This is a genomic window from Pseudomonas sp. 05N433, from assembly GCF_056396925.1.
The window spans coordinates 100439-121542 of sequence record NZ_JBFTML010000007.1; the positions used below are offsets into that span (position 1 = coordinate 100439).

The 21104-nt window shown below is 60.2% G+C and carries 20 protein-coding genes; 9 read left to right on the forward strand and 11 right to left on the reverse strand.

The window, feature by feature from the left end; all coding sequences use genetic code 11:
* Positions 1-73 precede the first annotated feature (73 nt).
* A complete protein-coding gene (locus tag AC1DIS_RS04805; protein ID WP_026286676.1) occupies positions 74-598 on the forward strand; it encodes an SET domain-containing protein-lysine N-methyltransferase in 525 nt (174 codons plus the stop codon).
* A 7-nt stretch (positions 599-605) separates the two neighbouring features.
* Here the strand turns inward: AC1DIS_RS04805 and can are convergent, their stop codons facing one another.
* Complete coding sequence (gene can / locus AC1DIS_RS04810) at positions 606-1250, reverse strand: carbonate dehydratase (protein WP_007939732.1); 645 nt, start codon at positions 1248-1250, stop codon at positions 606-608.
* Between the two features lie 183 nt (positions 1251-1433).
* Between can and AC1DIS_RS04815 the strand changes: the two genes are divergently transcribed.
* Positions 1434-1838, forward strand: coding sequence for a serine kinase/phosphatase (locus AC1DIS_RS04815; RefSeq protein ID WP_192351625.1), 405 nt, complete (start codon positions 1434-1436; stop codon positions 1836-1838).
* A 62-nt stretch (positions 1839-1900) separates the two neighbouring features.
* Here the strand turns inward: AC1DIS_RS04815 and rimI are convergent, their stop codons facing one another.
* Both rimI and AC1DIS_RS04825 read right to left on the reverse strand, forming a co-directional pair.
* On the reverse strand, positions 1901-2353 hold the full coding sequence (gene rimI / locus AC1DIS_RS04820; protein ID WP_018929537.1) for a ribosomal protein S18-alanine N-acetyltransferase: 453 nt from the start codon (positions 2351-2353) through the stop codon (positions 1901-1903).
* Positions 2346-3092 carry an energy transducer TonB gene (locus tag AC1DIS_RS04825; RefSeq protein WP_111454503.1) on the reverse strand — a complete coding sequence of 249 codons (747 nt, stop codon included), beginning with the start codon at positions 3090-3092 and terminating at the stop codon, positions 2346-2348. The genes rimI and AC1DIS_RS04825 overlap by 8 nt, the downstream gene beginning before the upstream one ends.
* A gap of 220 nt (positions 3093-3312) precedes the next feature.
* Here AC1DIS_RS04825 and mksB point away from each other — a divergent pair, with 220 nt between their 5' ends.
* Genes mksB through mksF form a run of 3 tightly spaced genes read left to right on the forward strand, consistent with a single transcriptional unit; the run spans position 3313 to position 8118 of the window.
* On the forward strand, positions 3313-4590 hold the full coding sequence (gene mksB, locus AC1DIS_RS04830) for an Mks condensin complex protein MksB (RefSeq protein ID WP_026286675.1): 1278 nt from the start codon (positions 3313-3315) through the stop codon (positions 4588-4590).
* Entirely contained in the window at positions 4580-5281 is a 702-nt protein-coding gene (gene mksE / locus AC1DIS_RS04835) for an Mks condensin complex protein MksE (RefSeq protein WP_018929534.1), read from the forward strand. Before mksB ends, mksE begins: the two co-directional genes overlap by 11 nt.
* Positions 5278-8118 carry an Mks condensin complex protein MksF gene (gene mksF, locus AC1DIS_RS04840; protein ID WP_477744034.1) on the forward strand — a complete coding sequence of 947 codons (2841 nt, stop codon included), beginning with the start codon at positions 5278-5280 and terminating at the stop codon, positions 8116-8118. The genes mksE and mksF overlap by 4 nt, the downstream gene beginning before the upstream one ends.
* Positions 8119-8255: 137 nt before the next feature.
* Here the strand turns inward: mksF and garD are convergent, their stop codons facing one another.
* From garD to kdgD, 4 genes are all read right to left on the reverse strand, one after another.
* Positions 8256-9809, reverse strand: coding sequence for a galactarate dehydratase (gene garD, locus AC1DIS_RS04845; RefSeq protein WP_477780794.1), 1554 nt, complete (start codon positions 9807-9809; stop codon positions 8256-8258).
* A gap of 11 nt (positions 9810-9820) precedes the next feature.
* Positions 9821-11188, reverse strand: a complete 1368-nt coding sequence (locus AC1DIS_RS04850) for an MFS transporter (RefSeq protein ID WP_018929531.1) — start codon at positions 11186-11188, stop codon at positions 9821-9823.
* Positions 11189-11288: 100 nt separating this feature from the next.
* Positions 11289-12734: an aldehyde dehydrogenase family protein gene (locus AC1DIS_RS04855; RefSeq protein WP_018929530.1), complete on the reverse strand. Its 1446-nt coding sequence runs from the start codon at positions 12732-12734 to the stop codon at positions 11289-11291.
* Between the two features lie 59 nt (positions 12735-12793).
* A complete protein-coding gene (kdgD, locus tag AC1DIS_RS04860; RefSeq protein WP_007939720.1) occupies positions 12794-13705 on the reverse strand; it encodes a 5-dehydro-4-deoxyglucarate dehydratase in 912 nt (303 codons plus the stop codon).
* A 367-nt stretch (positions 13706-14072) separates the two neighbouring features.
* Here kdgD and AC1DIS_RS04865 point away from each other — a divergent pair, with 367 nt between their 5' ends.
* Positions 14073-14447: a hypothetical protein gene (locus tag AC1DIS_RS04865; protein WP_477744036.1), complete on the forward strand. Its 375-nt coding sequence runs from the start codon at positions 14073-14075 to the stop codon at positions 14445-14447.
* Positions 14448-14517: 70 nt separating this feature from the next.
* On the opposite strand, the gene AC1DIS_RS04870 is transcribed toward AC1DIS_RS04865, so the two are convergent.
* From AC1DIS_RS04870 to AC1DIS_RS04885, 4 genes are all read right to left on the reverse strand, one after another.
* Complete coding sequence (locus tag AC1DIS_RS04870; protein WP_018929528.1) at positions 14518-15264, reverse strand: FadR/GntR family transcriptional regulator; 747 nt, start codon at positions 15262-15264, stop codon at positions 14518-14520.
* Between the two features lie 61 nt (positions 15265-15325).
* Positions 15326-17029, reverse strand: a complete 1704-nt coding sequence (locus tag AC1DIS_RS04875; RefSeq protein WP_477780795.1) for an ABC transporter ATP-binding protein/permease — start codon at positions 17027-17029, stop codon at positions 15326-15328.
* A gap of 96 nt (positions 17030-17125) precedes the next feature.
* Positions 17126-17686 carry a response regulator transcription factor gene (locus tag AC1DIS_RS04880; protein WP_007939714.1) on the reverse strand — a complete coding sequence of 187 codons (561 nt, stop codon included), beginning with the start codon at positions 17684-17686 and terminating at the stop codon, positions 17126-17128.
* Positions 17679-18941, reverse strand: a complete 1263-nt coding sequence (locus tag AC1DIS_RS04885; RefSeq protein ID WP_018929525.1) for an ATP-binding protein — start codon at positions 18939-18941, stop codon at positions 17679-17681. Before AC1DIS_RS04885 ends, AC1DIS_RS04880 begins: the two co-directional genes overlap by 8 nt.
* A 392-nt stretch (positions 18942-19333) precedes the next feature.
* Here AC1DIS_RS04885 and AC1DIS_RS04890 point away from each other — a divergent pair, with 392 nt between their 5' ends.
* The 3 genes from AC1DIS_RS04890 (at position 19334) to AC1DIS_RS04900 (ending at position 20914) form a co-directional block, all read left to right on the forward strand.
* Positions 19334-20050 carry an SIMPL domain-containing protein gene (locus AC1DIS_RS04890; protein WP_018929524.1) on the forward strand — a complete coding sequence of 239 codons (717 nt, stop codon included), beginning with the start codon at positions 19334-19336 and terminating at the stop codon, positions 20048-20050.
* Positions 20051-20193: 143 nt separating this feature from the next.
* Positions 20194-20676, forward strand: coding sequence for a hypothetical protein (locus AC1DIS_RS04895; RefSeq protein WP_019582420.1), 483 nt, complete (start codon positions 20194-20196; stop codon positions 20674-20676).
* 4 nt (positions 20677-20680) lie between these two features.
* A complete protein-coding gene (locus tag AC1DIS_RS04900; RefSeq protein ID WP_018929522.1) occupies positions 20681-20914 on the forward strand; it encodes a hypothetical protein in 234 nt (77 codons plus the stop codon).
* Positions 20915-21104 lie beyond the last annotated feature (190 nt).

Consider the following 21104-nt stretch of genomic DNA (forward strand, 5'->3'; position numbering starts at 1 on the left):
CGTATCCACGTGCTGCAGAGCTGACAGGATGTCAGCAGACGGAGGTCGTAGCACCCAACTGACAAGGATTGTTATGAGACGCCATGCCGAACAAGGACTACCACCGCCGTCATCAAATGGCATCTATCCGTTTGTAGAGTTGCCCCTTCGCCTTGGATTCCCCTCCAAAGACGACTTTGAAATCATCCATAACGCTCAGGGCTCGGCAATGGCGGTCGCGGCACTGCGCGAGTTTCCCCGCATCAGCCGAATCTGCCGTGTTTCCGGACATCTATTGCCCTATCGCTGCCGACACACCCGGCAGTTGGCGCCGGGAATCCATGTCTACGATCCGTGCTTCAGTGGTCTGCTGAGTCACTCCTGCGACCCCAACGTCTTTCTCGATATGAGCGAGCTGTGGTTATGGGCGCTCAAAGACATCAAGAAGGGTGACCGACTGACGATGGATTTCGCCGCGACAGAAGACAAGCTGCTGCGGCAGTTCGCCTGCCGTTGCGGTTGTCCTTGCTGCCGTGGCTGGATCATCGGCTACGATGAGTCGCCGAATGCCAATGGTGAACAGTTCTTTCAACACTGGCGTCGGCGAAGTCTCGGCTGAAAGGCTTTTACAACGCCTCGACCGGGCGCAAACGGTACTGCGGCGGCAACTGCTCGAAACCACTGATGGTGGCGTTCAGGCTCTTCCAGCGACCGTCCTTGATGCCATAGATGCAGCCGTGGATCGACAGGCTCTGCCCGCGGTGCCAGGCATTTTGCACAATGCTGGTGTGACCGACGTTGGCCACCTGCTGGATCACATTGAGCTCACAGAGGCGGTCGACCCGCTCTTCTTCGGTGGGCAACTTGGCCAGTTCGTCGCGTTTTTCATAGTAGAGATCACGAATCGAGCGCAACCAGCCGTCGATCAGGCCCAACTGACGATCCTGCATTGAGGCGCGTACACCGCCGCAGCCATAGTGGCCGGTCACCAGGATGTGTTTGACCTTGAGTACATCCACCGCATACTGAATCACCGACAGGCAGTTGAGGTCGGTGTGCAGCACCACGTTGGCCACGTTGCGGTGCACGAACAGATCACCCGGCAGCATGCCGACGATTTCGTTGGCTGGCACGCGTGCGTCTGAACAGCCGATCCACAGGTATTCCGGGGTTTGCTGACGGGCTAGCTTGGCAAAAAAATCAGGATCTTCGCGGGTGATCGCATCAGCCCAGCGTTCGTTGTTATCAATCAGATCTTGTAAGTCGTTCATGCAATGAAGCCTCGAGAATGATGCACTGCTTTGACAGACAACCGCCCGTCGGGGTCACGCACGAGATGCAGATCCCCCTGATGTCCTGATGTATGTAGCGGCTAGCCGGCGCTCCMTGCCCGCGGGAATTCTCGGCAGYCCAGTGGGTCAATTGTAGTAGGGCCTACAGTATGAGGAATAGCCATGACTGATTCACGACGTCCGTTCGATAAGGAGCCACCCGAGCCCATCGACGACGATGAAGACCGCATGGGCTCGGTGCATGAGCTGGATTTCGACGAGGAAGAGCCCGGCACCAGAATCGGCGACCTGGCACCTGAACACGAGCATACACAGCAAATGCCCGACGCACGCGTCCGTAAACCCCGCATGACTGGGGGCTCGACCAATGACAATGACGCCACCGACGATGACTTGACCCCGGAAACCCTGATCCGTGAAGACGGCGCACGGGATGCCCACGAAGCGGGTGAAGACGGCCAGGCGGATTGGGATCTGAGCATTGTCGACGGGGACGACATCGGTGGGGGCGATGGGCTGGATGAAGCGGAACTGGCCCGGCAGGATCCATTGGACGGCAAGCCTTGATCGTTGACGTCCGTGCAGACGCCTTCGCGGGCGAAGCTTGCCCGCGAAGCCTTTAGAAACGATCAATCAACCAAGGTGCAGGCCATCACCACGGCATCTTCTCGCCCGCCAACCGCCGGGTAGTAATCCCGCCGACGTCCGATCTCGTTAAACCCATACCGCTCATACAACCGAAATGCCGCCCGGTTGCTGTCACGCACTTCCAGAAAACATTCCCGCGCCTCAGCCTTGTAGGCAATCGACATCAAATGCTCCAGCAGCGTCAAGCCCAGGCCGCGGCCCTGATTTTCCGGTTTGACGGTGATGTTCAGCAGATGCGCCTCATCAAGGATGATCTGCACTACGCCATGACCGACCTGCTGCTGCCCTTCGAACATCAGCCAGATCTGGTACTTGCCCAGGCCATCGAGAAAAATCCCGCGGGTCCAGGGATGGCTGTAGGCCGCGTATTCGATTTTCAGTACAGCGTCCAGGTCCGCCTCGGTCATCGGGCGGAACGATACAGCATCACTCATTCGATTCTTTCCAACGCGCCATCAGCCGACGCATGGCTTGCCAGACATCAGCCTTACGCTGTGGCTCTTCCATTAATAACTCCAGGCCCGGCAAGGCCCAGACCGACCCCAGGCCTTCGACCTGAAGTTCACGGTTGAAGGATTCGGCGCTGGCCTCACCGGCAAAACGCACCGCCGGCAGGCCGATCAGCCACAGACAGACGCACGGTGCGTCTTCCAGGCGGGCCGACAGAAAACCTTGTACGAAATCCCGAGCCGCTTCCGGCCCTTGGTCCATTGTGCCGCGAGCCAGCAGCGGCCAGCGCACCGGCTCGCCGACGATCTGCGGGCTGTCCGGCAGGCCGGCGGCGCGCAGCATGTCTTTGAGCAACAGATAAGCGGGGTCGCGGGTCTGGAAAGTTTCGCCTGTGGGTAACTCCACCAGCAACAGGCAGCGACCGGCTCGCAGCAATTGCAGAGCGAAACGCGGCGGCGGCACTGGCGCAGCCTTGGCGACGAGCGGTACCTCTTCGCTCTCTTGCGTCGCTTTGCTTGCTGGTTTTCCAGCCGATGGCGTCGGCCGTGGCACCTCGATTTTCACCCGCTCGGCCGGTTTGGCCGCGGGTTCCACGGGCGTCTGCGCCACCGGAGCAGGTGCAACCGGGGCGACGACCGCTGGCTCGGGCATCTCCAGCAGTTCGGGCCGCGATGGCGCAGCAAAGGGCAATTCGGTGCGCGGCAGCCAGTTGACCACCTGCATGGCGGTCAAATAAGCGCGGCGACGGGACTCGATAAGCAAAGGTCGGCCACTTGTGGATAACTAAAGTGCGGTGATTCTACCGCCCTTCGCTCAAGATCGCCCACGCTTGATCGATAGACTTCACCGATAGAAGAAGCGACAGCCCATCCCCAGAGTGAATCGACACGGCTGCGATGAAGTACAATCGCGGCTTTTAATTGCCAACCAGCCGGCCATTCCGATGATCGAACCCAAGCGCGTCTTGCGCGCCCTCGCTGAACACTGGGCACTTCTGGAGCCACTGTGCGAGCACTTCGACCAAGGCACCCTGAGCCTCAACGAACTGCGTTCACAGTTGGCCGCCCAGCAACTGGACAGCACACCGCAGGACATCACCAGCCTGCTGGACGTGTGGATTCGCCTCGACATTCTGGTTCCCGTGGCGAAAAGCCCGAACCGTTTCGAACTCAACGCGCAGATTCACGACTTCCTCGCCTACCTGCGCCGTGAGCACCGTCTGGGCCTGTGCCTGGAAATCGAAGCCTATCTGCGCCATCTCGAACGCCTGGCCGGTTACATCCAGGACGCCTTCGACATTCGCGACGGCAACGATCTGGCGCGCCAGTTGCGCCTGCTCGACATGCGTGTGCGGGACGTGCTGAAGAAACTCGCCAACGATGAACAGGCCCTGGTGGCCGTCGCCGAGCGGGCCAAGACCAGCGACCGGCAGATTCCGCTACGTCAGCGTTATGCTGAAGTGCTGGCGACCTGGGACGAATACGTCGAACCGATGATTCAGCTGGTGAATGCCGACGGCGCCTTCGAACAAGGCGTGCGCAAGGTTGAGAACGTGTTGTTGCGCATGCTCACCGAACAGCAGCGCCTCGGCCATCTGGTCGACGACGACATGCTGCTGCGCACCCACGCGCGCATCCTCGAAATGCAGACCAGCGCCCAGTTGACCCTGCGTCACGCCCGCGAGCTGCTGCTGCCGCTGCGCGAAGAAGCCCGCCGGCACAACGCCGTGACCCGTGGCGCAGCCCTGGCGTTGTCGGCCATTCGTCGTAAAGGCATCGATGCGGTGCCGCAAGCCGCGATGCCGCTGTTCACCCGCCCGCAAAGCACCTTCCTCGGCAGTGCCAGCCAAGTCGAAGCCTATGTCTACGCCCTGGCCCGTTTCGAGCCGAAACCGGCGCGTTTCCCCAAGGCCCATAAGACCCAGAAAGGCGAAGCCCCGCGCGCGCCACGCACGGTTCGGGAAATGCTCGAACGTTGTGAAGATGCCCTGCCGATGCCGGACCTGATGAGCTGGCTGCTGGAGCAGGAGCCGGACGGCGCCACCGACGAATTGCTCTATTGGTTCTCGCGCCTGTCGCGGGAAAAACGCTTCAAGCGCGAGCGTCTGGAACGCCGCGACTACCACACTCACGAGCACCAGGTCAGCCTGCGCTCCTTCGCCCTGCTCTCGGCCCGCGACACCGCCGCCGAGGATTCTGCGAGCACCCCACATGCATCTTGATCTAAACGAACTGTCCCAGCTGGCGCCGATCTTTCGCGAGCTGTTCAAGGGCTACCACGTCAGCCGCCGCGACCCGGAGCTGTACGCCCAACTGTCGAACTTCCAGGACCAGTACCGCACCCTGTTCAAGGCGCTGGGCTTTGAACTGGTGTGCGACACCCGTGGTTTCTATTACTTCGTGCCGGACCTGGCCGCGGCAGCGGTAAACAAGACGGCGCAACGTCTGGCGCTGTTCACCTTCATCCTCGTCGAACACCTGGCCGACCAGGGCCGCGACCCGATCGCCGTGCTCGACGGTGGCAGCCTCGGTCGCGATGAATTGCCATCGTTGCTGGAAAAGTACCGCGACCTGTTTATCCAGGCCGAAGTGCAGACCGTCGAAGAACTCGAAGAAAAAATCATGCGCCGCATGACCCAGCTCGGATTCGCCGGCGAAGAAAACGGTGTCTACCGTTTCCTGCCGCCGATGCACCGCTTCCTCGATGTCTGCCTGTCGGTCCAGCAAGACCGCGACCTGGCCGCCAGCCTGCACAGCGTGCTGCCGTTGCCGGCGCCGGTGCTGATCGACGAAGACAGCGACGAAAAGCTGCTGCAGACCGACGACCCGCTCGATCTCACCGAGTTTGAAGAAGAGAGCGAAGAAGACGCCCTGGCCCGCGCCATTGCCGAAGAACAGGAGACCGACGCATGAGCAAGGAACGCTACGGCATTCGCCGCTTTGCCCTTTTGAACACCGCCGGTTACAGCCTCGGCCTGTTCCCGCTGGAAGAGCCGCTGTCGGTCTACGGCGCGAACAACCTTGGTAAGTCCGCCTCGATCAACGCCTTGCAGTTCCCGATTCTGGCGCGCATGTCGGACATGAGTTTCGGCAAGTACAGCCTGGAACAATCGCGGCGTTTCTACTTCGCCTCGGACACCAGTTACATCCTCGTCGAAGTTTCCCTGCCCCACGGCCCGCACGTGATTGGCGTGGTCGGTCGCGGCCCGGGTGGTGGTTTCGGTCACCAGTTCTTTGCCTACGCCGGCAAACTCGACCTGGCTCATTATCAGAAAGACGACACCTGCCTGCGGCAGAAAGAGCTGTTCACCAATCTTGAGCGCGAAGGCCTGAAAGCCTACGAACTCAAGCCGGATGAACTGCGTCGTTTGCTGGTGGGCGGCCACACCTCGATTCCGCTCGACCTGACGCTGATCCCGCTGCGCTCCACCAGTGAGCAGAGCCTGAAGACCTTCCGCGCCCTGTTCATCAACCTGCTGCACATGCGTGAAATCACCGCGGCCAAGCTCAAGCAGCTGTTCCTCGATGCCTTCGAACACAGCCTGCGTTCCGGCAGTGTCGATTACATCGCCGCGTGCGAAGAAGCGTTCCGCGATGTCCGCCGCATGGAGCAGGACTACAACTCGCTGGTCGCGGCCGGTCCCTTGGTCGAAGCCTTGGCCAACGGCGTGAAACAGCGGGATATCCTGCGCGGAAAACTGCATCGCCTGTCGCCGCTGCTCGATTCCCTGCTCGGCACCTGGTCGGACTACGCCAGTGCTCGCAAGGAAGAACTGACGATTCAGGCCGAGCACTACCGCAACGAGCAGGACGCCCTGCAAAACGATCAACGCGGTGGCACTCAAGAGCTGATGCGCCTGGAGCGGGAAATCACCGGCATCCAGCGCTGGCTCGGCGAATTGTCGGTGCTCAAGCATCGCTTCGCCCTGGTCGATGACGTCAAAGTCCTCGAACAGCAATTGCTCGCCGCCAAGGACGCGCACGATGAACTGGCCGGTGCGCTGGCCCAGTCGCGGCAGTTTTCGGCCGAAGACCTGGAAGAGCGTCTGCGGGATCTGGAAAAACGCCTGAAATCGGTGAAGCAACAACTCGATCACGCTGACAACAACAGCTATGCCCGTCTGCGCGAAGAGTTCTCGCAGCAGGACGTCGAGCGCCTGATGCGGCTGTTCAACAGCGCGCTGTTCAGCCTGCCGTTGGGCGAACACGGCATTGCGCTGGATGAGGACGGTGAATGGGTCAAATCCATGGAGCTGATCCTCGATGGCTTCAAAGGCGAGCGCTTCGAAGTGCCGGGCCTGTCCATCGACCTGTCGCACATCGAGCCACCGGCCCTGCAAGCCTTGGCCGACCGTGCGGCACTGCGCGATCAGAAAGAGCGTCTGGAAAAAGAACTCAAGCAACTGAAAACCCAGCAAGCCGTAGCAGCCGACCGTGCGGCCAGCAAGACCCAGACCGAGGCGCTGTACCAACAGGTGCTGGATGCGCAGAAAGCCCTGGAAGACTTCCGCCGCGCGCAAACCCTGAGCGCCGAAGAAGGCGACAAGCTTGAGCAATTGGCGCAGATGGAAGCCGCCCAGGACGAGTTGAAACGCTCCAGCGATGCCTTCACCGAACGCGTCCAGCAACTGTCGGCCAAGCTGCAATTGGTCGGCCGGCAGATCGGTGACATGGAAGCCAAGCAACGCACCCTCGACGATGCCCTGCGCCGCCGTCAGCTGTTGCCGGCCGACCTGCCGTTCGGCACGCCGTTCATGGACCCGGTCGACGACTCCATGGACAACCTGCTGCCATTGCTCAATGACTATCAGGACAGCTGGCAAGGCCTGCTGCGGGCCGACGGGCAGATCGACGCGCTCTACGCGCAGGTTCGCCTCAAGGGCGTGGCCAAGTTCGACAGCGAAGACGATATGGAACGTCGCCTGCAACTGCTGATCAACGCGTACGCACACCGTACCGATGAAGCCCTGACCCTCGGCAAGGCGCGTCGCGCGGCGGTTACCGACATCGCCCGGACCCTGCGCAACATCCGCAGCGACTACGACAGCCTCGAACATCAACTGGCGCTGTTCAACCGCGAGATCAACAAACGTCAGGTCTCCAACCTGCAGAGCTTCCGTATCGTGCTCGCGCCGAACAAGGAAGCGCTCAAGCACATTGACCAGATCATCCACAGCGCCGGTCAGTACGAAGAAGGCGAAACCCTCTCCGTCTTCGACTTGAGCCAAAGCGCCGAGCAGGACAACAAGAACGAAGAAGCCAAGGAATACCTGGCACGGCTGGTGGCGGCCAACCACAACCAGCTCGGTCTCAAGGATCTGTTCGAACTGGCGTTCGAGATCACCAAGGTCAATGGCCAACCGGTGATCCACACCGACATCGACGGCGCGGCGTCCAACGGCACCACCATGACCATCAAGGCGCTGACCAACATGTACTTGTTGCTGCACTTGATGGACCGCGACCAGGCTGGTCGCGTGCGCCTGCCGTACTACCTCGACGAGGCAGCAGACATCGACGAGAAGAACCAGGCAGCGCTGTTGGAAACCAGCCTGCAACTGGGCTTCGTGCCGATCCTGGCGAGTGTGAAGCCGCAAGTCTGCGCCAGCGTCGCCATCGACCTGGAAGGCGGCAGCGGCCCGAACGGTATCTACATCGACGAGGCGGACTGGAAGTTCATCCGTCGTCACGATGAAGTGAAAGCAACCGTTAACATCCAGGCAGACGAACCGGAGCTGGATGCGGTCTGACGCCTGAATCGAAGCCAATGAAAAGGCCGCGATCCAATATGGATCGCGGCCTTTTTATTTATGGGTACATTCTTGAAACCTTCAGTCAGTTCCAAGGCCCCTTCGCGGACAAGCCCGCAATGAACGATAACGCTGTCTTACGTGATCGGCGCCGGGTTGAACAAGGTGATGTCGTTATGCAGCTTGTGCTGCTCCGCCCACGTCTGTTTCTTGCCGCTGGCCACGTCCAGGTAGTAGTGGAACAACTCCCAGCCGAGGTCTTCGATCGACGCCCGCCCGGTGRCAATCCGCCCGGCATCGATGTCGATCAGGTCCGGCCAGCGCTGCGCCAGTTCTGTGCGAGTCGAGACCTTCACCACTGGCGCCATCGCCAATCCATAAGGCGTACCACGCCCGGTGGTGAACACATGCAGGTTCATCCCCGCCGCCAACTGCAACGTCCCGCAGACAAAATCACTGGCCGGGGTCGCGCAGAAAATCAGCCCTTTGCGCTTGAACCGTTCCCCAGGGCCAAGCACCCCGTTGATCGCACTGCTGCCGGACTTGACGATCGAGCCCAAGGACTTCTCGACAATGTTCGACAACCCGCCCTTCTTGTTCCCCGGCGTGGTGTTGGCGCTGCGATCCGCTTCGCCCTTGGCCAGGTAACGGTCGTACCAGTCCATTTCCCGCACCAGTTCCTGAGCAACTTCTTCAGTTTCCGCCCGGGACGTCAGCAGGTAAATCGCATCGCGCACTTCGGTGACTTCGGAAAACATCACCGTCGCACCGGCCCGCAGTAACAGGTCCGAGGCATAGCCCAGGGCCGGGTTGGCGGTGATCCCGGAGAACGCATCGCTGCCGCCGCACTGCATGCCGAGGATCAGCTCGGACGCCGGCACGGTTTCCCGGCGGCGTTGATCGAGCTTCTTCAAACGGGTTTCGGCCAGCGCCATGATCTGCTCGATCATCTCGGTAAAACCGTGACTGGAATCCTGCAAGCGATACAACCACGGCTCGCTCAAATCCACCGAGCTGTCGTTCTCATGCATCACCTGCCCGGCCTGCAATTTCTCGCAGCCCAGGCTGATTACCAGCGCCTCGCCCCCCAGGTTCGGGTTGCGCGCCAGATTGCGCACGGTGCGGATCGGGATGTACGCGTCGGTGGCGGTGATCGCCACGCCACAGCCGTAACTGTGGGTCAGCGCCACCACGTCATCGACGTTCGGGTACTTGGGCAGCAACTCGTCCTTGATGCGTTTTACCGCGTGATCCAGCACGCCGGTGACGCACTGCACGGTGGTGGTGATGCCGAGAATGTTGCGCGTGCCGACGGTGCCGTCGGCGTTGCGATAGCCCTCGAAGGTGAAGCCTTCCAGCGGTGCCTGCGCGGCCGGCACTTCGGTGGATAGCGGCAAGCTGTCCAGCGGTGGCGCGGTGGGCATGCGCAGTTGATCTTCCTTGACCCAACTGCCGCGAGGAATCGGCTGCAACGCGTAGCCGATCGTCTGGCCGTATCGAATCACCTGGCCGCCCGCGGGAATGTCCTCGAGGGTGACCTTGTGGCTCTGCGGCACGAAATCCACGGTGACCAGGCCATCGGGGAATTCGGTGCCGGCCGGTACGCCCTGATCGTTGACCACGATCACCACATTGTCCCGCTCGTGCAGGCGGATGTAGCGCGGCGAGTCGGAATGTTCAATCAACTGCATGACGCCGCTCCTCAGGAATGCGCTTCAGATAACTTGTTGTTCGTTTCAGGACCGCTGACTGGCGGCTCTTTGAGTACCACACGTTTGATCGGGCCAACGATCACCAGGTAGCTGAATACCGCGACCAGCGCGTTGCAACCGACGAACACCAGCGCCCATTTGAAGGAGCCGGTGGAGCTGATGATGTAGCCAATGACAATCGGCGTGGTGATCGACGCAATGTTGCCGAACATGTTGAACAGGCCACCACTCAAACCGGCGATCTGTTTCGGCGAGGTATCGGACACCACCGCCCAGCCCAATGCGCCCACACCTTTGCCGAAGAAGGCCAGGGCCATGAAGCCGACCACCATCCATTCGATATCGACATAGTTGCAAGCCACGATGCTGCTGGAAACCAGCAGACCGGCGATGATCGGCGCCTTGCGGGCGAAGGTCAGCGAGTGGCCCTTGCGCAGCAGATAGTCAGAAATCACTCCGCCGAGCACGCCACCGATAAACCCGCAGATTGCCGGCAACGAGGCAATGAAACCGGCCTTGAGGATGGTCATGCCGCGTTCTTGCACCAGGTACACCGGGAACCAGGTCAGGAAGAAGTAGGTGATGCCGTTGATGCAGTACTGGCCCAGGTACACGCCGAGCATCATGCGGTTGGTCAGCAACTGGCGGATGTAGTCCCACTTCGGACCGTCGACCTTTTTGCCTTTACCTTTGTCCTGGTCCATGTCGACCATGCCGCCGTTGTCGGCGATGTGCTTGAACTCGGCGTCGTTGATCATCGGGTGCTGGCGCGGACTGTGGATAACTTTCAGCCAGATCCCCGAGAAGATGATGCCGATCACGCCCATGACGATGAACACGTGCTGCCAGCCGAAGCTGTAGACGATCCAGCCCATCAGCGGCGCAAACAGTACGGTGGCGAAGTATTGCGCCGAGTTGAAGATCGCCGAGGCGGTGCCGCGTTCTGCGGTCGGGAACCACGCCGCTACGATGCGTGCGTTGCCGGGGAAGGATGGCGCTTCGGCCAGGCCCACCAGAAAGCGCAGCATGAACAGCGCGACGACGGCGGTGGAAAGCCCGAACTCACCGACATAGCCTTGCAGTACGGTGAACAGCGACCAGGTAAAGATGCTCAGGGCATAGACTTTTTTCGAACCGAACCGGTCCAGCAACCAGCCACCGGGAATTTGCCCGGCCACGTAGGCCCAACCGAATGCGGAGAAGATATAACCGAGAGTGACCGCGTCGATGCCGAGGTCTTTTTGCAGGCTGGAGCCGGCGATCGCGATGGTCGCCCGGTCGGCGTAGTTGATCGTGGTCACCAGAAACAGCATGAGCAAAATCAAATAGCGGACGTGAGTCGGCTTGGTCGATTGCATTGTAGATGTACTCCCACTGATTATTTTTATGCGGGTAATAACGATTTATTTGTAGGCGCCGGCTTTTGTGGGAGCCGGCGCCTACAGGTATTGCGGCGTATCAGGAACCGATGTAGGCAGTTTTTACGACCGTGTAGAACTCTTGCGCATAGCGACCTTGCTCACGTGAACCATAGGATGAACCTTTACGCCCACCGAACGGAACGTGGTAATCCACACCGGCGGTCGGCAGGTTGACCATCACCATCCCGGCCTGGGAATGGCGCTTGAAGTGGTTGGCGTACTTCAGCGACGTAGTGGCGATACCCGCCGACAGGCCGAACTCGGTGTCGTTGGCCATTTCCAGTGCAGCGTCGTAATCCGCTACGCGAACGATGTTGGCCACCGGGCCGAAGATCTCTTCGCGGCTGATGCGCATCGCAGCTTCGCTGTCGGCAAACAGCGTCGGGGCGAGGAAGTAACCCTCGGTGTCGCACGTCACCAGACCACCGCCGCTGACCAGACGCGCACCTTCGGACTGGCCGATGTCGATGTACTTCAGGTCCTGTTCCAACTGCGCTTGCGAGACCACAGGGCCGATGTCGGTGCCGGACTTCAACGCATGACCGACCTTGATCGACTTCATRCGCTCAGCCATGGCTTCGACGAATTTGTCGTGAATCCCGGCGGTGACGATGAGACGGCTCGACGCGGTGCAACGCTGGCCGGTGGAGTAGAACGCGCTCTGCACCGACAGTTCGACCGCTTGCTTGAGGTCGGCATCGTCGAGAATGATCTGCGGGTTCTTGCCGCCCATCTCCAGCTGCACCTTGGCCTGGCGCGACACGCAATTGACCGCGATCTGCCGGCCCACGCCGACCGAACCGGTGAAGCTGATGCCATCGACTTTCGGGCTGTTGACCAGCGCCTCGCCGACTACTCGCCCGCTGCCCATCACCAGGTTGAACACGCCGGCCGGGAAACCGGCGCGGGAGATGATTTCCGCCAGCGCCCAGGCACAGCCCGGCACCAGATCGGCAGGTTTCAGCACCACGCAGTTGCCGTAAGCCAAAGCCGGAGCGATTTTCCACGCCGGGATCGCGATCGGGAAGTTCCATGGCGTGATCAGGCCGACCACGCCCAGCGCTTCGCGAGTGACTTCGACATTGACGCCCGGACGCACCGACGGCACGTAGTCACCGGACAGACGCAGGCATTCACCGGCGAAGAACTTGAAGATGTTGCCGGCGCGGGTCACTTCGCCGATGGCTTCGGGCAGGGTCTTGCCCTCTTCCCGGGCCAGCAACGTGCCGAGCTCTTCGCGACGGGCGAGGATCTCGCTGCCGACTTTATCCAGCGCATCGTGCCGAGCCTGAATACCGGAAGTGGACCATGCCGGGAACGCGGCGCGGGCGGCGTCGATGGCGGCGTGGACCTGCGCCAGATCAGCCTTGGCATAGTCGCCGAGGGTATCGCTCAGCTCGGACGGGTTGATGTTGGCGCAGTAATCACTGCCCGTCACCCATTCACCGTTGATGTAGTTATCAAAACGCTTTGCATCTGCCACAACAAATCTCCTCACGCAAAAAGCCGCTGATCGCTCAGCGGCCCTGGTTTTATCGAGTGTTACTGCGCGCCCTGCTTGTCGATCAGCGCGGCGAGCATTTCGTACTCTTCGCCCGTCAGATCGGTCAGCGGTGCACGCACCGGGCCTGCGTCATAGCCGGCGATTTTTGCCCCGGCCTTGACGATGCTCACCGCGTAACCGGCCTTGCGGTTGCGGATATCCAGGTACGGCAGGAAGAAGTCATCGATGATCTTGCCGACGGTGGCGTGATCTTCGCGAGCGATGGCGTGGTAGAAATCCATCGCGGTTTTCGGGATGAAGTTGAACACCGCCGAGGAATAAACCGGTACGCCCAAAGCCTTGTAGGCCGCGGCGTAGACTTCAGCAGTCGGCAAGCCGCCCAAGTAGCTGAAACGATCGCCGAGACGGCGACGGATCGACACCATCAGCTCGATATCGCCCAGGCCATCCTTGTAGCCGATCAGGTTCGGGCAGCGCTCGGCCAGTCGTTCCAGCAGCGGCGCGGTCAGGCGGCAGACATTGCGGTTGTAAACCACCACGCCGATTTTTACCGATTTGCACACGGCTTCAACGTGCGCGGCAACGCCGTCCTGGCTGGCTTCGGTCAGGTAGTGCGGCAGCAGCAACAGGCCTTTGGCCCCCAGGCGCTCGGCTTCCTGAGCGTATTCGATAGCCTGGCGGGTCGAACCACCGACACCGGCGAGGATTGGCACGCTGCTGGCGCAGGTGTCGACCGCAGTCTTGATGATTTCCGAATATTCGCTGGCCGCCAGAGAGAAGAACTCACCGGTACCGCCTGCGGCGAACAACGCCGAGGCGCCGTATGGGGCCAGCCACTCGAGACGCTTGATGTAGCCCGCGCGATGGAAGTCGCCCTGGGCATTGAAGTCGGTGACCGGGAACGACAGCAAGCCGGAAGAGAGGATGGACTTCAGTTCTTGTGGATTCATTATTCGAACACCCTGGTAGCAACGTTGTGTGAGAAAACCGTTCAGCCTTCGCCGAAGTTGTAGGTCATCGTACAACTTAAAATACAACCGTCAACTGCATTTCATCACTGGGTGGGTATTTTTGTCAGACAACATTGTTGTTTAAAGGGGTGAAAGCGGCGCCTTTCAAGCTTAGGAGGGAGATACGTTGTCGGAAGAGTACCCTCGGGGATTTTTCACTCAACGCCCCAGGATCATTGCCTGCGCGCAGTGTTGAACCTTGAAATGCCTGGTCATGATCGGGTTCGGCAGATCACCGATGCGCCCGGTAAAGTGCGACGACTGCCGCGAAGGATCGCGGCAGATCTTTCAAGGAGAGCGATTCAACATGACTTTTGCTATTGCACACCTTCCGCAGTTCCCGGAGCACTCAGCCGATCGGGCAACCATCCAGCTATCGCCCCTAAGTGAAGACTTGATCGTCCGCGTGCCGGACCCGAACGATATTCCGCCGAACTGGGATGTCTACCCGATCCTCGGCACAAATACGGAAGAGCCTGACTGGGAGGGCCTCGCAGAGCCTACCGGCGTCTGGGACGACGCCTGCGACGACATGGTAAAACTGACGGGAATTGAACTGCGAATCCCCAAAACAGAACTGGAAAAGTACCTGAACACAGAAGTGCAATTGCGCTACAAATTCGCGGATGAGTCGAGTCTGGAGCCGTGTTCTGAGCCCCTGATACTGTTTATCGAAGCCTGACCCTCATCGCGCCTGATCGTTTACCGGTCAGGCGCTTTTTTGTGTAGAACGATTTCCTGCCATGCACTGTTCAACCCTGCGCCTGCGCCTCTTCATGGGCCTGGCGCAGCCGCTCACGGCTATTCGTCAAATGCAAACGCATAGCTGCCCGCGCTGCATCGGAATCCTGCCGGGCAATCGCATCGTAAATCTCTTCGTGTTCACGGCTCAGGCGACTCATGTAATGCTGCTGGTCGTCATGGGCCAGGCGCGCGGAGTTGAGGCGTGTGCGCGGAATGATGCTGGTGCCCAGGTGGGTCATGATGTCGGTGAAGTAGCGGTTGCCGGTGGCCAGGGCGATTTGCAGGTGGAACTGGAAGTCCGACGCCACGGCATCGCCGGCGTGGGCGGCACTTTCGTTTAAGGCGTCCAGCGCCTCACGCATCGCCGCTAACTGCTCCGGGCTGCGACGTTGCGCGGCAAGGCCGGCGGACTCCACTTCCAGGCTGATGCGCAGTTCCAGAATCGCCAATACATCGCGCAAGGTCACCACGGTCGCCGGGTCGATGCGAAAACCGCTCGGGCTCGGGGTGTCGAGCACGAAGGTGCCGATGCCGTGACGGGTTTCCACTTGTCCTGCGGCCTGCAAACGGGAGATCGCTTCACGCACCACGGTGCGGCTGACGCCATGGGCATTCATGATCGCCGACTCGGTGGGCAACTTGTCGCCACGCTTGAGCTGACCGTCGCGGATCTGCTCGGACAACACCGTGACCAACTCCTGTGCGAGGCTGCGGCGCTTGCGAGGGAGGCGAGGTGCGTCGATCGGGTTTTCCATGGTGAACATCTGTCTCGAAAAAACGGCTGAAACCGCATCATAGCGCATGCGGGTTGTACGATCACCGTTGACCTGTGGGAGCGTGGCATGCCCGCGATGGCCGTTTCAGGCTGCTGCGATGGCCGACGCTGACAATGCTCAGCCCCGGCAATTCATCGATCAACGCCTGATACAACGACGCTTCATCCTCTTCGTCCATCGCCGAGGTGGCTTCGTCCATGTACAGCCATTGCGGCGCATACAGCAGCGCACGGGCGAAGGCCAGACGTTGCTGCTCACCCGGCGAAAGCATGCGCTGCCAGTGATTGGCTTCATCCAGACGCGAAACCAGGTGCGGTAAGCGGCAGGTTTCCAGCACGTGGACGTAGCGCTCGTGCGGGTAGGTGTCGCCCGGCTGTGGATAACTCAACGCCTCGCGCAGGCTGCCAATCGGCAGATAGGGTTTTTGCGGCAGGAACAGATAACGCGCCGTCGGCAGGCGAATGCTGCCGTGGCCGGCTGGCCAAAGGTGCCCCATCGCTCGCAGCAAGGTCGACTTGCCGCTGCCGGAACGACCGCTCAGCATGACGCGCTCGCCCTCCTCCACGGTCATGTCGGCATTGGTCAGCAAATGACGACCGTCAGCGAGGTCAAGACCAAGGTTATGCACCCGTAGTGCCGAACCCTGATTCTGCACGTCGATGGCCGGCGCGCGCTCTTCGTTGTCGGTCATGGCCTGACGGAAACTCAGCAGACGATCACAGGTGGCGCGCCACTCGGCAAGGTCCTGGTACGCGCTGATGAACCAGCTGAAGTTCTCCTGCACATTGCCGAACGCGGAGTTGATTTGCATCAGCTCACCAAGTTCGATCTTGCCGGCGAAGTAACGCGGCGCAGCGACCATGAATGGAAAGATGATTGCAATCTGGGCATAGCCGGCGGTGAAGAAAGTCAGGCGCTTGGACACTTTCATGATGTCCCAGAAGTTGTGCCAAACCAGGCCGAAGCGACTGCTCAGACGACGGTTCTCGTTGGGTTCGCCGTTGTACAGCGCAATGCTCTCCGCATTTTCGCGGACCCGCACCATGGAGAAACGCAAGTCGGCTTCGAAACGTTGCTGGTTGTTGTTGAGGCTGATCAAGCGACGACCGATCACATGCGTCAGCCAGCTGCCGACGGCGGCGTAAACCAGTGCGCACCAGAACATGTAGCCGGGGATCGTGAAGCCAAACACTTCGATGCTGCCCGACACGCCCCACAAAATGATCGAAAACGACACCAGGCTGACGATGTTCCGTATCAGCCCAAGGCCCAGGCCCAAGGTGTTGGTGGTGAACTTATTGAGGTCTTCGGAAATCCGCTGGTCCGGGTTATCGGTGTAACCGCCCTGCTCCAGCTGATAGTAATTCTTGCTGCCTAGCCAGCGGGCGAAGTGCTTTTCGGTGAGCCAGGCTCGCCAGCGAATGGTCAGCATCTGAGTCAGATAAAGCCGATACACCRCGCCAAGAATCGCCACGGCGGCGATGCCGCAGAAATACAGAATCAGCTGCCAGAAGGCTGCTTCGTCCTTCTTTTGCAGGGCGTTATAGAAGTCTTTGTACCAACTGTTGATCCACACCGAAATCGCCACGCTGAACAATGACAGCGCAATCACAGCGATCAACAGCGTCCAGGCCTTGCCCTTCTCTTCGCTGCGCCAGTAAGGCGTGGTCATCGCCCACACTTTGCGAAAAAACTGCCCGCGCACAGCATCGTTGACCGCGGAATATTCAGCGTTCTGATTCATGGATAAGGCTCGATAAAGAAAAGAACACACACGAACCGATCATAGATGATCGGCTCGTGTGATCGCGAGAGCTGGCGATAACCGTTCAGCGCTCGTTCAGCGACGGACCGGACGCTTCTGCAGTTTGCGCTGCAGCGTGCGGCGGTGCATGCCCAGGGCACGGGCGGTGGCGGAGATGTTGCCTTCGTGCTCGGTCAGGACGCGCTGGATGTGCTCCCACTGGAGACGGTCCACGGACATCGGGTTTTCCGGCACCAGGCTGTCGAGGTCGGCGTGCTCGGAGAGCAGCGCGGCCAGCACGTCATCGGCATCCGCCGGTTTGCACAGGTAATTGCAGGCGCCGCGCTTGATTGCCTCGACGGCGGTGGCAATGCTCGAGTAACCGGTGAGGATCACCACGCGCATGTCCGGGTCGAGTTCGAGCAGCTTGGGCAGCAACACCAGGCCTGAATCGCCGTCCATTTTCAGGTCCAGCGCGGCGTAATCAGGGATATCGGCCTGGGCGATGGTCAGGCCCTCTTCGGCGGAACCTGCGGTGCTGACGCGAAAACCACGGCGGGCCATGGCGCGGGCCATCACGCGGGTGAAGGTTGCATCGTCGTCTACCAGCAGCAAATGCGGCAGTTCTTCGCCTTCAACTTGGATCTCGTCACTCATGTTCGTCTCCTCGGGCGACACGGGGCAGGCGCAGCTCGGTGAGCGTGCCGCCTTCCTCATGACTGTAGAGTTTCACTGAGCCGCCGGCGCGTGTCACGCTGGCCTTGCTCAAAAACAGGCCCAGGCCGAAACCTTTGCCCTTGGTGGTAAAAAACGGTTTGCCGATCTGCTCGGCGATAGCCAGCGGTACACCGGCACCATGGTCGCGAATGCTGATGGTCAAGTCTTCGACGGTCCAGTCCAGGGTCACTTGCAAGCCTTCAGGGCAGGCATCGGCGGCGTTGTTCAGCAGGTTCAACAGCGCTTGAGTCAAATCCGGCGGCGGCGCCATGCGCGGCACCGTGCCCTGGCCCAGACGCTGGAAGCGATAACTGGCCTCAGGACGCATCAGGTGCCAGCGGTTGAGCGCTTCGTCGAGCCAGTCGGTGACATCCTGCATCTCCACCGCCATACGACGGTTGGCCTCGGCGGCGCGCACCAGTTGCTGCAAGGTTTCCTTGCACAACTTGACCTGATCCTGCAAAACCTTCAAATCGTCCTGCAACATCGGGTCGGGGTGATCCTGCTGCATCTCTTTGAGCAACACGCTCATGGTCGCCAGCGGCGTGCCCAGTTCATGGGCGGCACCGGCAGCCTGAGTCGCGACGGCCAGCAATTGCTGATCGCGCAGGCCTTCCTCGCGACGGATCGCACGCAGCTCTTCCTGCCGACGCAGCTCTTCAGCCATGCGTGCAGCAAAGAAGGTGATGACGGCGGCGGCCAAGGCAAAACTCAACCACATGCCGTAGATCTGCAGGTTTTCCCGGGCGATGGGGAAGGTTTCCAGCGGGTAGAACCGCGCCAGCAGCAACGTATACAGCGCCAGGGCGATACCCGACAGAATCACCGAATAGCGCCACGGCAGCGTCACGGCGGCGATGGTCAGCGGCACCAGGTAATAAGAGACGAACGGGTTGGTCGAACCACCGGAAAAATACAACAAGGCGCTGTGGATAAACAGGTCGCAGGCCAGTTGCAGGGCGTATTCAAGCTCGGTAACCGGCCACGAAGTGCGCAGGCGCACGGCGGTGAACACACACAACAGCGTCGAACAGCCCAGGGTCATCGCCAGCGGCACCCACGGCAACGGCAGCAGCTGGAGCCAGTAGGCCAGGCCTACGGAGCCGGCCTGGGCGGCGAGCACCAGAATCCGGATGAAAGTCAGCCGCCAGAGGTTCTGGCGAGTGGCGGAAGTCAATTGTACGGGGGCGAGCATGAGCTCTCCTGATGAGCGCTCCAGGCGGATCGCACGGAGTATAACCAAGCCGCGGGCCTGAGAGGCGAAAGTGCGGCAAACGACCACAGTTGCGGCTCATGGATTTATAAGTGAATGCTTCGCCGATGAGCCCCTGTGGCGAGGGAGCTTGCTCACGTCGGCCTGCGAAGCGGACCCCAACCATTCAACCGGGTGAAACTGGCAAACCACGCATACCGACTTTGCGACTGCTTCGCAGCCGAGCGGGAGCAAGCTCCCTCGCCACAAAAGCCCGGCACCGGTTGAGACTGTATAGAAGTTGTAACTGTGCGAAACGGACCATTGAAGCTAGAGTCTGATGGTTTCACGCAGGTTCGGACCCTAACCCCTGCGCATCGTCCAAGGAGCTTTTCATGCACACATTGCGCCGCAGCGCCGCCCTTCTTGCCCTAAGCGTTGGCACCGCCGCCAGCCTCCCGGCCCTGGCCGTCGACGAGTTGCATTACAACCAGATCTCCCTGCGCGCCGAAGTCAGCCAGGAAGTGGCCCGCGACCTGATGATCGTGACCCTCTACACCGAAGAACAAAACACCGACCCGGCCAAACTCGCCGCCGACGTCAGCACTACCATGAACAAGGCGCTGGCCCAGGCCAAACAGGTCAAGGACATCACCCTGCGCCAAGGCAGCCGCAACAGCTACCCGATCTACGACACCAAAGGCCAGAAAATCACCGGCTGGCGCGAACGCGCCGAACTGCGCCTGGAAAGCTCGGACTTCGCCGCCCTGTCCAAACTCACCGGCGAATTGCTCACCGACCTGAAAATGGGCGGCATGGACTTCGCCATCGCAACGCCAACCCGCAAAGCCAGCGAAGACGCCCTGCTCAAAGAAGCTGTGACCGCCTTCAAGGCCCGCGCCCAACTGGCCACCGACGCCCTGGGCGGCAAGAGCTACAAAATCGTCAACCTGAACCTCAACAGCAACGGCTATCCACAACCGTACATGCGCGGGCCGATGATGATGAAAGCCGCCGGCATGGATTCGGCACCGGTGACGCCAGAAGTTGAAGCCGGCACCAGCCAGGTCAGCATGACAGCGGATGGGGCGATTGAAGTGTTGATGCCTTGATGCGATAACCCGGACACGAAAACGGCAGGGCGGTGTACACGCGAGTAAACAGGCCGCCTCAGCTGCTTTTGATTTTGCATTTGCGAAAGCCCAGGAGCTAAGAGAAACTCCCTGCCTTTCCAGACTCGATAAGGACGCGAGCATTGAAGTTTGAAAGGGATCAGTTTTCCGGCAACCATGGAATTGTCTTCAACGTATCGCGCTTCACCCTGTCAGCCGGTGAACGGGGTAGCCTCAGAACACTGCATTTTGGTGAAGCGAAAGCCGCCCACTATGAAGTGAGCAATCTGGTGGTAGAGCTCTATGACAAAATGCTCGCCAAGGATTTGCCTTGCCAAATGATGGTCGGGATCTCCAAACCCCTGACCCGGCAACAGGGGGATTTACTCAATGCTCAACGAACAAGTATCGCCAACCTCACCAGTGGTGTTTTCGGGGCAGCGGCAGGTAAATTCATGCCCGGTGCGGCCATCCCGGTGGGATGGGCAGTCCGCGAGTTCACGCTGAGCAAATTGCCGACTTATCACGCCGGCGATGTCATCGTCAGCCTGGATGCACAGGTCAGCGGTGGCATAGGCCCTCAGCACTCAGGATCGTCCATGATCATCAAGACTCAAGGCGGGTGAGATCATGAACGAATATGGCCTGTACGCCGTGGCTTATGCAGTATTCCTGCTGTTGTTCTTCTATCTGAAATCCTATGGCCTCAGAAAATGGCTGGGCATCACCCTGTTCGCTCTGGGGTTTTCGAGTATTTTTATGCTGCCGCCTTTCATCGCCGGCTTCGATCTGGGCATCGTTTCAACCAATGCTATCGCCCTCGGGGCTGCGCTGTTTTTTAGTCGGGCCCGGTATACGGCGTGAGCCACGCGCTCATTCAAGCAACGTGAAACGGATTAACTTCACCCACAACGCCCGCCTGACACCGCTTTGCGTAGGAGCTGCCGAAGGCTGCGATCTTTTGACGTTGATTTTCAAGATCAAAAGATCACAGCCTTCGGCAGCTCCTACAGTCCGCCATCAACGCAAAGACCGGCAGACTATGCCCGGATAG

Bases quoted from the DNA above. Each gene is read 5' to 3' on its own strand.
- AC1DIS_RS04805 (WP_026286676.1), top strand. From the start codon at position 74: ATGAGACGCCATGCCGAACAAGGACTACCACCGCCGTCATCAAATGGC.
- can (WP_007939732.1), bottom strand. From the start codon at position 1,250: ATGAACGACTTACAAGATCTGATTGATAACAACGAACGCTGGGCTGAT.
- AC1DIS_RS04815 (WP_192351625.1), top strand. From the start codon at position 1,434: ATGACTGATTCACGACGTCCGTTCGATAAGGAGCCACCCGAGCCCATC.
- rimI (WP_018929537.1), bottom strand. From the start codon at position 2,353: ATGAGTGATGCTGTATCGTTCCGCCCGATGACCGAGGCGGACCTGGAC.
- AC1DIS_RS04825 (WP_111454503.1), bottom strand. From the start codon at position 3,092: ATGCAGGTGGTCAACTGGCTGCCGCGCACCGAATTGCCCTTTGCTGCG.
- mksB (WP_026286675.1), top strand. From the start codon at position 3,313: ATGATCGAACCCAAGCGCGTCTTGCGCGCCCTCGCTGAACACTGGGCA.
- mksE (WP_018929534.1), top strand. From the start codon at position 4,580: ATGCATCTTGATCTAAACGAACTGTCCCAGCTGGCGCCGATCTTTCGC.
- mksF (WP_477744034.1), top strand. From the start codon at position 5,278: ATGAGCAAGGAACGCTACGGCATTCGCCGCTTTGCCCTTTTGAACACC.
- AC1DIS_RS04850 (WP_018929531.1), bottom strand. From the start codon at position 11,188: ATGCAATCGACCAAGCCGACTCACGTCCGCTATTTGATTTTGCTCATG.
- kdgD (WP_007939720.1), bottom strand. From the start codon at position 13,705: ATGAATCCACAAGAACTGAAGTCCATCCTCTCTTCCGGCTTGCTGTCG.
- AC1DIS_RS04865 (WP_477744036.1), top strand. From the start codon at position 14,073: ATGACTTTTGCTATTGCACACCTTCCGCAGTTCCCGGAGCACTCAGCC.
- AC1DIS_RS04870 (WP_018929528.1), bottom strand. From the start codon at position 15,264: ATGGAAAACCCGATCGACGCACCTCGCCTCCCTCGCAAGCGCCGCAGC.
- AC1DIS_RS04880 (WP_007939714.1), bottom strand. From the start codon at position 17,686: ATGAGTGACGAGATCCAAGTTGAAGGCGAAGAACTGCCGCATTTGCTG.
- AC1DIS_RS04885 (WP_018929525.1), bottom strand. From the start codon at position 18,941: ATGCTCGCCCCCGTACAATTGACTTCCGCCACTCGCCAGAACCTCTGG.
- AC1DIS_RS04890 (WP_018929524.1), top strand. From the start codon at position 19,334: ATGCACACATTGCGCCGCAGCGCCGCCCTTCTTGCCCTAAGCGTTGGC.
- AC1DIS_RS04900 (WP_018929522.1), top strand. From the start codon at position 20,681: ATGAACGAATATGGCCTGTACGCCGTGGCTTATGCAGTATTCCTGCTG.